The organism is Streptomyces sp. NPDC040718 (genome assembly GCF_055593565.1).
This window is the reverse complement of sequence record NZ_JBVIXO010000019.1, coordinates 37,835-52,489: the sequence shown is the minus strand read 5'-3', so window position 1 is coordinate 52,489 and position 14,655 is coordinate 37,835. Positions and strand designations below refer to the sequence as shown.

General features: G+C 73.6%; 14 protein-coding genes. 4 read left to right on the top strand and 10 right to left on the bottom strand.

Features of this window, described 5'->3' with window-relative positions; all coding sequences use genetic code 11:
• Positions 1-32: 32 nt before the first annotated feature.
• On the top strand, positions 33-272 hold the full coding sequence (locus ACZ597_RS32035; protein WP_471337984.1) for a hypothetical protein: 240 nt from the start codon (positions 33-35) through the stop codon (positions 270-272).
• Between the two features lie 202 nt (positions 273-474).
• Here ACZ597_RS32035 and ACZ597_RS32030 read toward each other — a convergent pair whose 3' ends face one another.
• The 4 genes from ACZ597_RS32030 to ACZ597_RS32015 form a co-directional block, all read right to left on the bottom strand.
• Positions 475-1,236, bottom strand: a complete 762-nt coding sequence (locus ACZ597_RS32030) for a hypothetical protein (protein ID WP_471337981.1) — start codon at positions 1,234-1,236, stop codon at positions 475-477.
• 298 nt (positions 1,237-1,534) lie between these two features.
• Positions 1,535-2,488, bottom strand: coding sequence for a transporter (locus ACZ597_RS32025; RefSeq protein ID WP_471337976.1), 954 nt, complete (start codon positions 2,486-2,488; stop codon positions 1,535-1,537).
• Complete coding sequence (locus ACZ597_RS32020) at positions 2,485-3,393, bottom strand: ABC transporter ATP-binding protein (RefSeq protein WP_471337973.1); 909 nt, start codon at positions 3,391-3,393, stop codon at positions 2,485-2,487. The genes ACZ597_RS32025 and ACZ597_RS32020 overlap by 4 nt, the downstream gene beginning before the upstream one ends.
• Positions 3,390-3,812, bottom strand: a complete 423-nt coding sequence (locus ACZ597_RS32015; protein ID WP_471337970.1) for a GntR family transcriptional regulator — start codon at positions 3,810-3,812, stop codon at positions 3,390-3,392. Before ACZ597_RS32015 ends, ACZ597_RS32020 begins: the two co-directional genes overlap by 4 nt.
• Before the next feature lie 215 nt (positions 3,813-4,027).
• Here ACZ597_RS32015 and ACZ597_RS32010 point away from each other — a divergent pair, with 215 nt between their 5' ends.
• Positions 4,028-6,595 carry a serine hydrolase gene (locus ACZ597_RS32010; RefSeq protein ID WP_471337968.1) on the top strand — a complete coding sequence of 856 codons (2,568 nt, stop codon included), beginning with the start codon at positions 4,028-4,030 and terminating at the stop codon, positions 6,593-6,595.
• Between the two features lie 29 nt (positions 6,596-6,624).
• Positions 6,625-7,128, top strand: a complete 504-nt coding sequence (locus ACZ597_RS32005; RefSeq protein WP_471337964.1) for a GNAT family N-acetyltransferase — start codon at positions 6,625-6,627, stop codon at positions 7,126-7,128.
• 21 nt (positions 7,129-7,149) lie between these two features.
• Here the strand turns inward: ACZ597_RS32005 and ACZ597_RS32000 are convergent, their stop codons facing one another.
• Positions 7,150-7,587: a hypothetical protein gene (locus tag ACZ597_RS32000; protein WP_471337961.1), complete on the bottom strand. Its 438-nt coding sequence runs from the start codon at positions 7,585-7,587 to the stop codon at positions 7,150-7,152.
• A gap of 320 nt (positions 7,588-7,907) precedes the next feature.
• On the opposite strand from ACZ597_RS32000, the gene ACZ597_RS31995 reads away from it, so the two are divergent.
• On the top strand, positions 7,908-9,494 hold the full coding sequence (locus ACZ597_RS31995; RefSeq protein WP_471337958.1) for a phospholipase D-like domain-containing protein: 1,587 nt from the start codon (positions 7,908-7,910) through the stop codon (positions 9,492-9,494).
• A gap of 29 nt (positions 9,495-9,523) precedes the next feature.
• On the opposite strand, the gene ACZ597_RS31990 is transcribed toward ACZ597_RS31995, so the two are convergent.
• From ACZ597_RS31990 to ACZ597_RS31970, 5 genes are all read right to left on the bottom strand, one after another.
• Positions 9,524-9,913: a hypothetical protein gene (locus tag ACZ597_RS31990; protein WP_385771272.1), complete on the bottom strand. Its 390-nt coding sequence runs from the start codon at positions 9,911-9,913 to the stop codon at positions 9,524-9,526.
• 337 nt (positions 9,914-10,250) lie between these two features.
• Complete coding sequence (locus tag ACZ597_RS31985) at positions 10,251-11,168, bottom strand: MurR/RpiR family transcriptional regulator (RefSeq protein ID WP_471337955.1); 918 nt, start codon at positions 11,166-11,168, stop codon at positions 10,251-10,253.
• A gap of 111 nt (positions 11,169-11,279) precedes the next feature.
• Positions 11,280-12,086, bottom strand: a complete 807-nt coding sequence (locus ACZ597_RS31980; protein WP_471337950.1) for a hypothetical protein — start codon at positions 12,084-12,086, stop codon at positions 11,280-11,282.
• Positions 12,086-13,351, bottom strand: a complete 1,266-nt coding sequence (locus ACZ597_RS31975; RefSeq protein WP_471337945.1) for a VWA domain-containing protein — start codon at positions 13,349-13,351, stop codon at positions 12,086-12,088. The genes ACZ597_RS31980 and ACZ597_RS31975 overlap by 1 nt, the downstream gene beginning before the upstream one ends.
• Positions 13,352-13,460: 109 nt before the next feature.
• Entirely contained in the window at positions 13,461-14,654 is a 1,194-nt protein-coding gene (locus ACZ597_RS31970) for a cytochrome P450 family protein (protein WP_471337942.1), read from the bottom strand.
• Position 14,655: the final 1 nt, after the last annotated feature.

Sequence of the window (14,655 nt, the reverse complement as noted above, 5' to 3'; positions counted from 1 at the left end):
AGTTCCCCGCCGTCAGCGGGCATGATGGCGCCATGGACGTGAGCAGCTGGGTCGAGACCGGGGTGCACGGCCTTACGGCCAAGCAGGGTGAGGACGGGATCGTCCTCACCCGCACTTCGGGCGGGGTCCGGCGCATCGAGCTGGACCGGCTGTGGCAGATCGCCGCGATGCGCGCGGACGAGCTGTCCCCGGCCGAACCCTGGACGCCAGAGCTGGCCCGTACGGTGCTGCGGGCCCTGGGCTTGCCAGACGCCCAGGACCCCCAGCGGTAGCCGAGCGGAGACTAACCCGTCAGGGTAGGGCGCGTGTCTGACACTCAGCCGGGCCAGGCGGCCGCTCCAACTGACCTCTGCTGGATCGGCGTTCACCCTTCCAGGTGTGATGTCAGCCACTGTGCTATGGTCTGCGGCGCCTTCGAATGCGACACAGAGCCCTCCTCCCTACGGGACACGGGCGGGGTGGTCGATCGGGCCTCTATGCGACATGACCTGCGGGGGACACAACTAGTGCAGGGATAATGTTGCGCATGACGCCGTAGCCGTTGGTGGACATGTAGAAGGGGGCGGGGCTGGCGTTGTCGTTCTCGCGCCACTTGTTGTCGACGGCCACGGGCACCGTCTTGCCGCGCAGCGCCCACTCGCCGAGGCGCAGGCCGGTGCCGTAGAACTGCTCGTCGGTGCCGCGCGCCAGGTACTGGGTGGTCTTGCCGCCGCCCCAGCTGGTGGGCTGGGTCTCCTGCCAGACGGGCGTGGTGTCGTCGGCTCGGTAGACGGAGAACCGCAGGGGCGATTTGTTGACCCGGATGGACAGGGCCCCGGTGGTGATCCGGAAGTGGGTGCCGGCGTCGGTGTAGCTCGCGTTCACCGGGCCGAAGTCGGTGGTGGGGGCGAGGTCGGAGCCGGCCGGGTCGTTGGTGAAGGCCCCGTCGGGGGAGAGCCAGAGGCGGAAGATGTCGGCGCGGGCGACGACCACGCGGGCCTTGGCCCCGCTGGAGGTGCTCACGGTGAAGGTGCCGCCCGACTGGGACAGGCCGGTGACCGATCCCGCCGTGGCGGCCGGGGCGGCGGCCTCCGCGCGGGCGGTGGCGGGCCCTGCCGCGGCGAGGCCCGCGGCCGCGAGGGCGGCGGCGAGCAGGGCGGCGAGGCGGGTCCGGTGGCGGCCGGGGCGGCCCCGGCGGCGGTGCGGGGGTGGGGGGTCGTGCCGGTCGCGCCTCAGGGACAGTCTCGTCGGACTCATCGGGCAGCTCCTCGTGCGGTCCGGATCGCGGACACACCGCCTTGGCATGCACCGGGCAAGATAGCGGACTCGGGCGGCCCATTTGAAGGAACGTGCTCGAAGTAGTCCGGTACCAAGCAGATTTGAGCAGGAAGAGGCCCGGGCGGGAAGCCTTCACATCGGCTTCCCGCCCGGGCCGGGCCCGCCTCGGCCGGCGGTGACGCGGATCCCGGACCGGCCGGGGGCCGGCGCGGTGGGCGGTGAGGTTCTCCCCGGTGGCCCCGAGGGGTCCCCCAGAGGTGTGGACGGAACGGGTGCGTCAGGCCGTGCGGCGGCGCAGGACGAGGAGGGTCAGGCCCACGAGCGCGGCCGCGGCCCCGAGGTAGAGGGCGGTGTCGATCCACTGGAAGGTCCAGAAGTCGCCGCTGGGGTAGACCTTGTGGTAGCGGCCGGTGAAGCCGTGCTCGGCCATGCACGCCCGCATCTCGTCACCGGAGGTCTGGCAGACCTTCTCGATGGAGTACTCGCGGCCGTCGGGCGTGATGTAGCCGAACTGCCCGGTGGACCAGGCGCTGCCAACGAGCCGCTTCGGGGTGTCGCCGGGGGTGATCCGGGTCTCGGGGGCGATCCAGGAGGTGCGGAAGTACGTCACGAGCACCATCGCGGTGCCGATCGCGGCCAGGGCCGCGCCCATGGCGGGCAGCGTCCGGCGCACCAGCAGGCCCGCGAGGGTGCCTGCGGCGAGGCCGAACAGGGCGCAGGCCACCGGGGCCGGGCCCGTCGCGTTGTAGACCGCGGCGTCGTGCCAGTAGGGGCCGTCGAGGGTGTTGGCGATGGGCAGCCACCACCAGGCGACGAGCCCCCCGACGACGGCCGCCGCCAGTACGGCGACCATCGCCGCGAGGCCGAACCGGGCCGCGAACCAGCGGCGCGGGCCCACGCCCTGGGTGAGGGCCAGCTTGAACGTGCCCGTCTCCAGCTCCCGGCCGATGAGCGGGGCGCCCCAGAACACGCCGATCAGAGCCGGTACCGCGATGCCGAGCGCGCCGAGCGTGCGGATGCCGGCGGAGTTGCCCTCCATGATCTGGAAGGTGGCGGGGCTCTCACAGCCCCCGTTCCAGCCGGGGCAGGGCACCCAGCCGGTGGCGTCGATCAGCTCCGCCATCTCGGAGCGCCGGTACGCCACGTACGCCGCGCAGAGCGCCAGCAGGGCGAGCGCGGACAGGATCATCAGTCGCTGCTGGCGCCAGGCCAGCCACAGGACGCCCTTCATGCGGCGGCCTCCTTCTCGGCGGGGCGGGGGGCGCGCAGGTGGGCGAGCAACAGGGTTTCCAGGGAGGGGGTCTCGGTGATCCAGCGGCCGTCGTCGCCCGGGGGCGGCGTACGGACGAGCGCGGTGACCTGGCGGCCGCCGACGGCGGAGTGCACGACCTCGCGGCGGTCGATGGAGCGGGGCAGTCCGTCGGCCTCCAACGGGTCGGCCCTGCCGGTGATCCGGGTGTGCGCCACGCAGAGCTCCTGGACGTCGCCGCAGAGCCGGGCGGCCCCGTCCTTGAGGAGCACCACGTGGTCGCAGACGTCCTCCAGTTCGGCCAGGACGTGCGAGGACAGCACGATGCCGGTGCCGTGCTCGGCGGCCTCGGTCATGAGCAGGGCCATGACGTCGTGGCGGGCGACGGGGTCGAGGTCGGCGAGCGGCTCGTCGAGGAGCAGCAGGTCGGCGCGCTTGCCGAGTACGAGGGCCAGCGCGACCCGGGTCCGGTTGCCGCCGGACATCGACCCGACCCGGGCCTCGCGGCGGATCCCGGAGCCGGTGAGCAGCCGCTCGGCGGCGTCCTGGTCCCAGTGGCCGCGGTTGAGCTCGCGGCCCATGCGCAGGGTGTCGGCGACGGTGAAGCCCGCGTGCAGCGGCTTCTCCTGGGCGAGGAAGGCGGTGCGCCGGCGGGCCGCTGGAGTGCCGGGGACCTCGCCGAAGACGCGTATCTCCCCGCTGGTCGGGCGCAGCAGGCCGGCGGCGAGCTGGAGCAGGGTGCTCTTGCCGGCGCCGTTGGGGCCGACGAGGGCCGTGACGCGGCCCGCGGGCAGCTCGACGTCGCACGCGTGCAGGGCCCGGTGGCCGCCGAACTCCCGCCCGAGCCCGGCGGCCCGTAGTGCCGGCGCGTGGGTCGGATCGCTCACGCCGTTTCCTCTCTCGACTGTCCGGGCCGTCCTGGCCCGGAGGGGTTGAAGCCTTCGTCCACGGCGGCCGCGATGAGCGCCGTGACGTCCTCTCGGTCCAGTCCCTCCTCGCGGGCCCGCGCCATCCAGGCGGCCAGGGCCAGGCGCAGCGGCGAATCGGGGGCCGCGCCGGGGTGCGAGAGGGAACGGCGGACGAACGTGCCCGCGCCGGGGCGGGGTTCGACGAGCCCTTCGCGTTCGAGCTCCCGGTACGCCTTGAGGACGGTGTTGGGGTTGATGGCGGTGGCCGCCACCACCTCCCGGGCCGTCGGCAGCCGGTCGCCCGGCTCCAACACGCCCAGCCGCAGGGCCTGCTTGACCTGCGTGACGAGCTGCAGATAGGTGGCGACGCCGCTGCGCCGGTCCACTCGGAACTCCACCCCTCCACCTCATTCCACTAACATGTTAGTGGAATAGTGCAGACTTGGTGAGGGCCCGTCAAACCGGCGGAGTATGACCGAACCGTCACAGCCCGCCGGGACGGGAACGCGGAGGCCGGGCCGGGCATCTAGGTGATCGGCGGGCCGGTGACGGCCGCGCCGACGTGACGGCGAGAACCGGCGCAGCCGGGTGTGAACAGCAAGGTGGGGCGTGGATGAAGGCGGAAACGGTGGCGGACGGTACCGGTGCCCTGGCCGGGCGGGACCGGGAGCACAACGAGGGGGCCGACGCCCCGACCGGGCGGGACCCGGAGCGCAGCGAGCCCGGGAACGAGCCCCGCACCGCTGCCCTGACCGGGCGTGAACAGAGCGGCCCCGACCCCGAGTCGACCGACGCCCCGGCCCGGCGTGAACCGGAACACGACGAGCCCGGGGCCGACCCCCGCGCCGATGCTCCGGCCGGGCGCGAGACGGGCGTACCGGACGCCGAGTCGACCGACGCCCCGACCCGGCGTGAACCGGGCCGCCCCGACCCCGAGACCACCGAAGCCCCGGCCGGGCGTGAGCTGTCCACACCCGTCGGCGGGCAGGGGGCGGGCGCCCTGGACGGGCGGGAACCGGCCGGATCCGACCCCGAACCGACGTCCGACGCCCCTCCGCGGCAGGACGCGACCGGCCCCGACCCGGAGGACCGCGCCGCCGCCGAGGAGGAGGTTTCCGGCGCAGGGGCAACCGGCGCCAAGCCCGAGCCGAACGACAGCGCCGGGTCCGACATCCGCCCCCGGGAGGAGGCGACCGGCCCGGCCCCGAAGGAGAACGCCCCCGCCCCGGGGAAGGCTGCCGGCGCCCGCGCTGGTGGCGAGGCGACCGACACCGGGCCCGAGCCGAACGACGACGGCCCCGCCCGGCGGGAACCGGCCGGGTCCGACGACGGCTCCGCCGAGGCGGAGGCTGACGGCGGAGCCGAGCGGGCGGGCACCCGGACCGACGCCGACGGACCGGATGCCCGGCGCGACGGGACCGCCTCGGACACCCCTCGCCGCACCGGGGGCTCCGCTGCGCGGGAGACGCCGGGCGGCACCGGGCCGTCGGCGGAACCCGCCCGGCCGGAGGAGGACGACGCCGACGCGCGCCCCCGCCCCTCGTGGGCGCGGAACGACGGCCGGCCGGGCGCAGCGGCCGCCGGCGCGAAGGAACGTCCCCGCCCGTCCTGGGCGAAGGGCGGGGAGATGCCGGATCCGCGCACGCCCGCGCGGCAGCGGGCCGGCATGCCCACGCCCGAAGCCGAAGCCGAGGCCGAGCCGGAGGGAGCAGCCGCCCGGCCCGCACCCCAGGGCGCGGCAGCGCGACCGCACGACCCCGAGCGCACCAGCGAGTTCGTCGCGCTCAAGGACCCCGACGCCCCCAAGCCGCCGGCCCCGAAGCCGGCGCCGACGCCGGCCCCGGCCCCGCCGGTCGTTCTGGAGCCCACCCGCGAAGCCCCCCTGCCGCCGCTGGAACTGCTGGCCGAGCTGACCAACACCGCTCCCCCGCCGGAGACCCCCCGCCGCACCCTCACGCGCCGCGTCAAGGTGTGGACGCCGATCGTGCTGCTGCTCGGCGCCGCCGTAGCGGGGGCCCAGATGCTGCGTCCGCTCCCCGCACCGCAGCTCGTCACCGCGCAGGCCTCGCACACCCTCGAAGGCTCGACCCCCCTCCCCTGGCCGGCCAAGGGCCAGGCGGCCGTGCGCCTGCCCGGCTCCGGAGACATCGGCACGTTCGGCGAGCAGAAGCCGGTGCCGACCGCCAGCGTGGCGAAGGTGATGACGGCGTACGTGATCCTCAAGGGCCACCCGCTGCGCAAGAACGACCCGGGCCCGAAGATCGAGGTCGACGCCAAGGCGGTGGCCGAAGGCAACGCCGGGAGCGAGTCCCGGATCGAGGGGCTGACCGCCGGGCAGAAGTTCAGCCAGCTGGACATGGTCAAGATGCTGATGATCCCGTCCGGCAACAACATCGCGCGCCTGCTGGCCCGCTGGGACACCGGTGGCGACGAGGCCGCCTTCGTCGCGAAGATGAACGCCGCGGCGAAAGAACTCGGCATGAAGGACACCACGTACACGGACCCCAGCGGCCTGGACTCCGACACCGTCAGCACCGCCGTCGACCAGCTGAAACTCGCCGAGGCGGTGATGAAGGACGAGGCCTTCCGCTCGGTCGTGGTGATGGCCAGCGCGCCGATCGAGGGTCTTTCCAAGCCGCTGATCAACAACAACGGCAGCCTGCTCCTCTCCGGTCTGAGCATCAACGGCATCAAGACCGGATCGAGCACCCCCGCCGGCGGCACCCTGTCGTGGGCCGCGTACAAGACGGTCGGGGGCGAGACCCAGCTGATCCTCGGCACGATGATGGACCAGCACTTCAACGGCCCGGACCGCGACGGCGAGAACAGCCTGGAGATGGTGAAGGAGAACAGCCGCAAGGTCATCGAGGCGGTCCGCAACGCCCTCGCCCCTGCCACGGTCATCCGCAAGGGGCAGCAGGTGGGCCACGTGTCCGACGGACTCGGCGGCTCGACCCCGCTGGTGGCCGCCAAGGACCTCACCGTGATCGGCGTACCGGGCCAGCGGCTGCGGCTCTCCCTCGGCGCCGGTGCCAAGCCGGTGCCGCACGAGGCGAAGGCGGGGACCGAGGTCGGCGTCCTGACCGTCGGGGACGGGGAAGGCGCCAAGAGCGTGCCGGTCGCGGTGGGTTCGGACCTGGCCGAGCCCTCCTTCGGCGCCAGGGTCACCCGCCTGTCCTGAGACCGGACCCGCTGTGCTTGCATGACAGGATGGAGATCCGGCGGCGCGAACCCGAAGACCTCGGCGCGTGCGTGCGCGCACTCGCCGAGGTCCACCACGGCGACGGCTACCCGGTGGACTGGCCCGAGCGGCCGCGGGAGTGGCTGTCGCCGCCCGGCCTGATCGGCGGCTGGGTCGCGGAGCGGGACGGCGCGGTGGCCGGCCACGTCGGCCTGTGCCGCAGCGGGCCGGGCGACTCGGCGCCGGAGCTGTGGAGCCGGCGTACGGGGATGCCCGTGGAGGGCACGGCCGTCGTCAGCCGGCTGTTCGTCACGCCCGGCGCGCGCGGGCACGGGATCGGCGCCCTGCTGATGGCGCGGGCCGTGCGCGGGGCGCGGGAGCTCGGGCTGCATCCGGTGCTCGACGTGGTGGCCTCCGACACCGCGGCCGCCGCGCTGTACGAGCGGCTCGGCTGGAGCCTGCTGGCGACGGTCGAGCAGCGCTGGGGCCCCGACCGGGTCGTCGGCGTGCACTGCTACGCCGCGCCCCGGTAGCCGCGGGCAGGCGCAGGCGCGTTACGGGGGGCTGTGCCGCAGCAGGATCTCGACCAGCCGGTTCCAGCACTCGCGGTCGAGGCTGCCCTCGGTGGGCCGGCAGATGCCGGACGGGCGGCCGGGATCCGCCTTGAAGGAGGGGAAGCTGCGGTAGCAGGGCGGCAGCTCCGGGGTGGCGACGGGGTCCCCGAGCCGCCGGGCCAGTTCGGTCCGGCGCAGGCTGCGCCGGCCGGAGCCGGGGTGTTCGGCGCGGCCGAGGCCGTCTCCGACGGCGTCCGGTACTTCGGCCGGGCCCTGCTCGTGCTCGTACATGGAGTGGAAGACCCAGGCCGCGTCGGGCAGCGCGGGGGGCATGAAGCCGGTGAGGCCGTCGTCCTCGCAGAGTTCGGCCAGCCAGGCGGTCGAGCCTTCGGGGGCGAACGGCCACTGGGCGGTCACGGGCGTCGGGGTCTCCGGCATCCGGCATCCGGCATCCGGCATCCGGCATCCGGCATCCGGCATCCGGCATCCGGCATCCGGCCATGATCCCATCCCGTGGGCGGCGGCCCACCAGGCGGACGGCCGAGCTCCGGAGGCCGGTTTCGGCCACGCGGCCGGGGTGAATGGCCGGACGGCACCCGGCGGGGTCCGACCGGCGGCTCCGACCGGTGGCCGGAAGCCGACCGTGCCCGGATGAACAGGGCCTTACGGGCTGGTAACTTGCGCGAGTTGATCAAGGCCGGGGCCCGGTTTCACCATGCCGCCCGGCCGGAGCCACCCCCCAGTACCAAGGAACCACATTGGCACGCACCGTCCGCACGACGGCCCTCTCGCTCACCCTCTCCTTCGCCCTGCTCCCCGCCGCGCCGGCGTTCGCCGACTCGCCGACCCCGCACCTCGACTCGATCGAGCAGACCCTGCGCCAGGTCTCCCCCGGCCTGGAGGGCTCGGTCTGGGAGCGCACGGCCGGGAACACCCTCGGCTCCTCCGCGCCCGGCGGCTCCGACTGGCTGCTCCAGACCCCCGGCTGCTGGGGCGACCCGTCCTGCGCCGACCGCCCGGGCTCGCGCCGGCTGCTGGAGAAGACCCGGCAGGACATCGCCCAGGCCCGGCAGAGCGTGGACATATCCACCCTGGCGCCCTTCCCCAACGGCGGCTTCCAGGACGCGATCGTGGCCGGCCTCAAGGAGGCCGTTCAGAAGGGGAACCGGCTCCAGGTCCGCATCCTGGTGGGCGCCGCGCCGATCTACCACGCCAACGTGATCCCGTCCTCGTACCGCGACGAGATGGTGGCCAAGCTCGGTCCGGCGGCCGCGAACGTCACCCTCAACGTGGCCTCGATGACCACCTCGAAGACCGCCTTCTCCTGGAACCACTCCAAGCTCGTGGTGGTGGACGGCGGTTCCGTGATCACCGGCGGCATCAACAGCTGGAAGGACGACTACCTCGACACCGCCCACCCGGTGAACGACGTCGACCTCGCGCTGTCCGGTCCGGCGGCGGGCTCCGCCGGCCGCTACCTCGACACCCTGTGGGACTGGACCTGCCGCAACAAGACCAGCTGGAGCAGCGTCTGGTTCGCGTCCTCCAACAACGCGGGCTGTATGCCCACCCTGCCCCGGCCGACCGCCCCGACCGGCGGCGGTGACGTGCCCGCCATCGCGGTCGGCGGCCTCGGCGTCGGCATCCGCCAGAGCGACCCGGCGTCGGCGTTCAAGCCGGTCCTGCCGACGGCCCCCGACACCAAGTGCGGCATCGGCGTGCACGACAACACCAACGCCGACCGGGACTACGACACGGTCAACCCGGAGGAGAGCGCCCTGCGCGCGCTGGTCGCCGGCGCGAACAGCCACATCGAGATCTCCCAGCAGGACCTGAACGCGACCTGCCCGCCGCTGCCCCGCTACGACATCCGGCTCTACGACACGCTCGCCGCGAAGCTCGCGGGCGGGGTGAAGGTCCGCATCGTCGTCAGCGACCCGGCGAACCGCGGGGCGGTCGGCAGCGACGGCTACTCGCAGATCAAGTCCCTCAACGAGGTGAGCGACGCGCTGCGCGGGCGCCTCACGGCCCTCACCGGCGACGAGCGCAAGTCGAAGGCCGCGATGTGCCAGAACCTCCAGCTGGCGACCTTCCGCGCCTCGGACAAGGCGACGTGGGCGGACGGCAAGCCGTACGCCCAGCACCACAAGCTCGTCTCGGTGGACGACTCGGCCTTCTACATCGGCTCGAAGAACCTGTACCCGTCCTGGCTCCAGGACTTCGGCTACGTCGTCGAGAGCCCGGCCGCCGCGAACCAGCTGAAGGACTCCCTGCTGGCCCCGCAGTGGAAGTACTCGCAGGCGACCGCGACGTACGACTACGCGCGCGGCCTCTGCCAGGCCTGACGGCCCGGCTTCCGGAGTGCGGCTCCGGGTCAGCGCCTGCGCTGACCCGGGGTGGCCGCCAGCACCAGCGCCTCCGACACGAGGCGGGCGCCCCGGGAGAGGCGGCCGAGCTGTTCGAGCTCGATGGCGTACATCCTGATCGTGTTCTCGATGACCGACTCGGCGACGCCCATCGTCGGCAGCTCGGCCCGGCTGGTGTGCAGGGCGACGCGGACGGCGCGCATCTCGTGCTGGAGCTGGAGCTGCACGTGCCGCGCGAGCAGCGCGTGGTGACGGGTCAGCGTCAGGTAGCTGCCGTAGCGGGCCGGGAGGAGGTCCCGCAGCCATCGGGTGGCGCTGCGTTCCCAGTCGTGCGTGCCGGGGGCCTTGACCTGGAGGGGCCAGTCCGGGCTGCGCGTGAGGGTGGCCGTCTGGGGCATTCTCGTCACTTCCGAGTGGTGTCGAACTCTGATCGAGACACTGCTGGGGGGGGCGGCCTCGGCCCAGGGGTTGACCGAGGCCGCCAGGGGCGCTCCTCCGGGGGATCCACAAGCCTTGACGCGGCACCCGGTCCCGCCGTGAGGAGGTTCGGCGTACTGGGTGGCCGTTCGAGGCGGGCGCGGGGAACGTCCGCCTTTGGCGTCTGAGGGATCCGGAGCGCCGCCGTCAGTAAACATATATACCGTCGAGTAATCAAGGGTATGAAAAATTTCATGCACGCCCTGGCTCTGAATATCTCGCAACGGCGGGCGGGTGCACAGTGGGCCGAGTCAGGCCCTACAAGAAGAAACCATGCTGGTCGGCGACCTGCTCGTACTGTTCGAGCCGCGCCTGGGTCCGCTCGGGGTCCGCGTCGGCCATGGCCTGGAGCAGGGCGGCGGAGAGCATGCCGGGGGCCGCGTACGAGTCGAACACCAGCCGGGACCCGGTGCCGGCGGTCAGCACCAGGTCGGCCGCCTCCACCAGCGGCCCGACGGTGGGGTCCGTGATCAGGACGACCTTCAGCCCGGTGCTGCGGGCCGCTCGCAGGGCGGCCAGGGTCTCGTTGGCGTGCCGGGGCATGGCGAAGGCCAGCACCCAGCTCCCGCCGGCGGCCCGGCACTGGAGCAGGGCGTCGTAGGCCACGCTGCCGCCCCGGGTCACCAGGCGGACGTCGGGGTGGATGCGGCGGGCGGCGTAGGCGAAGTACTCCGCCAGCGAGACCGAAATCCGCAGGCCCAGCACGGTCAGCGGGACGGAGCGGGCCAGCTCGCGGCCGATGTCCAGTACCTGGTTGGTATCGGCCAGGAGGCGGCGCACGTGCTCCAGGTTCTCGATCTCGGCGTCGACGGCGGCCTGCAGCTCGTTCCGGCGGATCTGCTCCCGGCTGTCCGGGGTGCCGGCCACCGCCGACAGGGCGATGGGCTGGAGCACGTCGCGCAGGGCCGGATAGCCGCTGAAGCCGAGGGAGGAGGCGAACCGGGTCACCGAGGGCTGGCTGACGCCCACCCGCTCCGCGAGCTCGGTGATGGAGAGGAAGGCCGCCTCGGTGAGGTGGTCGATCAGGTACTGGGCGATCCGCCGCTGACCCGGCGAGAGGCGGTGGCCGTCGAAGAGCGCGAGGAGCCGGTCGGCCGGCGGCTTCTCCTGCCCCGGCGGGGTCCCGCCGGGCGTGATCGCGGCCGCCTGCGCGCGTGCCTGCTGCCCCGATGACACCGGCGGCCTCCTTCTCACGTCACTCTCCCTCCAACATAGCCCACGCTCCGTGGCCGAATGATCATTTGGGGGGCGGGCGCCGCCGCACCCCTGGGGCACGGCGGCACCCGGTCAGGCCTGGGGCCTGGAGGGGCGGCCCGAGCCGCGGGTGAGGGTGTACCCGTAGATGCCCGCGAGGGCTCCGAGCACCCCGCCGGCGGCCGTCCACAGCCAGCGGTCGGACCACCAGCCGCCGGACCAGCCGCCCTCCGGGGCGCGCGCCTCCCGCTGCTGCTCGGAGGCGCCCGCGATGCCCGGAACCAGGGGCTCGGACAGGGCCGCGTCCACGGCCCGCGCCCCGCCCGTCTCCTTCATCTCGGCCTCGACCTGCGCCTTCACGGGCAGCCCGAGGTCCTCCTCGTGCGCCCCGACGACCGTCAGGCGGACGTAGTAGCTGCCCGGGAGCGGATCGTTGGACCAGGTCTCGGCCCCGGAGCGGACGGTGCGCAGGGTGCAGGTGAGCTCCACGGCGGCGGTCTCCTTGGCGGCGGCCGCGCTCTGGTGCCCGTACATGCAGGGCTGGCGGCGGCGCAGCCCGTCGTACACGTCGAGCTGCCACGTCTGCGCGCCGTGCCGGGCCGCGGACGCCGGGAGCGTCACCGAGGCCCGTACGGTGGCCCGTTGGCCCGTGTCGGCGGGGAACGCCCAGTACAGGTAGTCGCCGGTGGACCCGGAGGCCGTGGCCCTCTGGCCGGGCTTGAAGAGCGCCGCGGTGCGGAAGCCCGTACCGGCCTCGGTCGGGGCCTTGCCGTCCTTGCCGGTCCCCGCGCCCGCGCTCGGCGTGGGGGTGGGGCTCGGGGCCGCGGTGGCGGCGGCCGCCGGGGCCAGGAGCGCGGCTCCGGCCAGCAGGGCCGCGGTCAGGGTGCGTACGGTACGCATCAGTTGGTCCTCCAGACGGAGATGCGCCAGCGCGAGATCCAGCCCCAGACCAGACCGGCGAGCAGGCCGGTCAGCACCAGGAGGCCGATCAGCCACCAGCCCCGGCCGAGGCCGAAGGAGGCCGCGTCGGAGCCGCCGTCGGGGCCGTCGACGAGGTCGATGGTCAGCTCGACGGGCATGCCGGGGGTGGTCTTGACGGCCGGGCCGGCCGCGAAGGAGTTGCTGACCTGGAGGCAGACGGTCTCGGTCTTCTCCGCGGCGTCCCCGTCGAGTTCGGGCTTCGGGTAGCGCAGGCCGGTGGAGATCACGTCGGTACGGCCGTCCCCGGCCTCGGAGCCGCGCACGATCTCCCGCCCGTGGACGGTGGTCGCGCGCAGCAGCACGCCGTAGTCGTTGTTGACGGCCCGGTCGGCTCCGATGCTGACGGAGGCGCGCAGCTCCTGGCCGGGGCGGACGTCGACCTTGTACCAGCGGTGCTCGCCGAAGGTCTCGCGGTCGCTGTAGAGGCCGGCCTTCAGCAGCGGGGCGCTCGCGCACTGCTTGGCGCCCTCGGTGGCCACCGGGGTGGCGACGGGGTCGGCGGCGCGGTCGACGAGCTGTCTGACCCTGCCGGAGAGTTCGGCGGTGTGCGTCACCGAGGTGTACGTGCCCCCGGTGGCCTCCGCGATGCAGGTGAGCTGGGCGCGGGTCTTGGCGTCGGGGACGAGGCCGAGGGTGTCGACGACGAGGTGGATGCCCTTGGCCGCGATCTCGCGGGCCACTTCGCAGGGGTCGAGCGGGGCGCAGGTGTCCTCGCCGTCGGTGATGAGGACGATCCGGCGGGTGGCGTTGCCGCCCTCCAGGTCCTGGGCGGCGGCCTGGAGGGCCGGCCCGATGGGGGTCCAGCCGGTGGGCGCGAGGGTGGCGACGGCGGTCTTGGCCTCCGTGCGGTTCACCGTGCCGACGGGGTAGAGCTGCTTGGTGTCCTTGCAGCCGAGCGCCCTGTCGTCACCGGGATAGGTGGCGCCCAGGGTCCTTATCCCCAGGCGGACTTCGTCGGGTACCGCGTCGAGGACCTCGTTGAAGGCCTGCTTCGCGGCGGCCATGCGGGACTGGCCGTCGATGTCGTTCGCGCGCATGGAGCCGCTGACGTCGAGCACGAGCTCGACCTTCGGCGGCTCCTTCGCCGGTCCGTCGGCGGCGGCCGCGGTCGACGGGAGGAGTCCCGCGGTCAAGGCGACGAACAGGCCGCAGGCCCCTGCCGCCAGTCGTTTTCTTGTGATCATCGCCGGATCGTATTGAGGATCCGGCACCAATCCAAAACGTGTGCCGGCAGGCGGTATCCGCCCCGGCCGGGCGGCTCGCGGGTGGCGTGCCGCCCGGCGGTGGCGCCCGTCACCAGCGCAGCGGCAGCCGGCTCACTCCGTGCATCAGGCTGCCCGGGATCCACTCCAGGGGGCCGCCGTCGGGGTCCGTCTCCAGGCCGGGGAACCGTTCCAGCAGGCCCCGGACCGCGATGGCGCCCTCCATCCGGGCCAGCGGGGCGCCGAGGCAGAAGTGCAGCCCGTGCCCGAAGGCGAGGTGGCCTCCGGGGGCGCGGCGGATGTCGAACACGTCGGCCTCGGCGAAGCGGCCGGGGTCCCGGGCGGCGCCGGAGAGCGAGGCGAGCACGACCGACCCGGCGGGGATGACCACGCCGCCGAGCTCCACGTCCTTGGCGGTGTAGCGGTAGGTGGCGTTCTGTACGGGGCCGTCGTAGCGGAGCATCTCCTCCACTGCGCTGCCCAGCAGCCCGTCCGGGTCGGCCCGCAGCGCGGCCAGTTGGTCGGGGTGCGCGAGCAGGGCGCGTACCCCGTTGGAGATGAGGTTGACGGTGGTCTCGTGGCCGGCGACCAGCAGCAGGAAGGCCATCCCGATGAGCTCGTCGGGGGAGAGCGAGTCGCCGTCCTCGTCGCGGGTGCGGATCAGCGCGCTGAGCAGGTCGTCGCCGGGGGATTTGGCCTTCTCCGCGACGAGGTCGGTGAGGTAGAGGCTGAGCTGGACGTGCGCGTCGGCGTTGGTGGCCTCCGGGCGGGGGGCCACGATGTCGTTCGACCACCGGCGGAAGCGTTCGCGGTCGAGGTCCGGGACGCCGAGGAGCTCGCAGATCACCGTCATGGGGAGCGGGAACGCGAGGGCCTCGATCAGGTCGGCGGAGCGCTCGGGGCGGGCCGCCATCGCGTCCAGCAGTTCGTCGGTGATCTGCTGGACGCGGGGGCGCATGGCCTCCACCCGGCGGGCGGTGAACTCCCGGGCCACCAGCCGGCGCAGCCGGGTGTGGTGGGGCGGGTCCGACTCCAGCATGTTGGAGTTGGAGGCGCTGGGCTCGATGTCCGGATACAGCCCGGAGTTGCGCCAGTCCTTCAGCAGGTCCGGGTGGGTGAGGGCCTGGCGGGCCTCGTCGTAGCCGACGACGAGCCAGTACGGATCCTCGCCGGGCGTGACGCCCCTGACCTGGTGCACCGGCCCGGCGGCGCGCAGCGCCGCGTAGAAGGAGTGGGGGTCGGAGTCGAAGTCGGGTGCGCTGGAACTGATGTCAACTACAGGCATC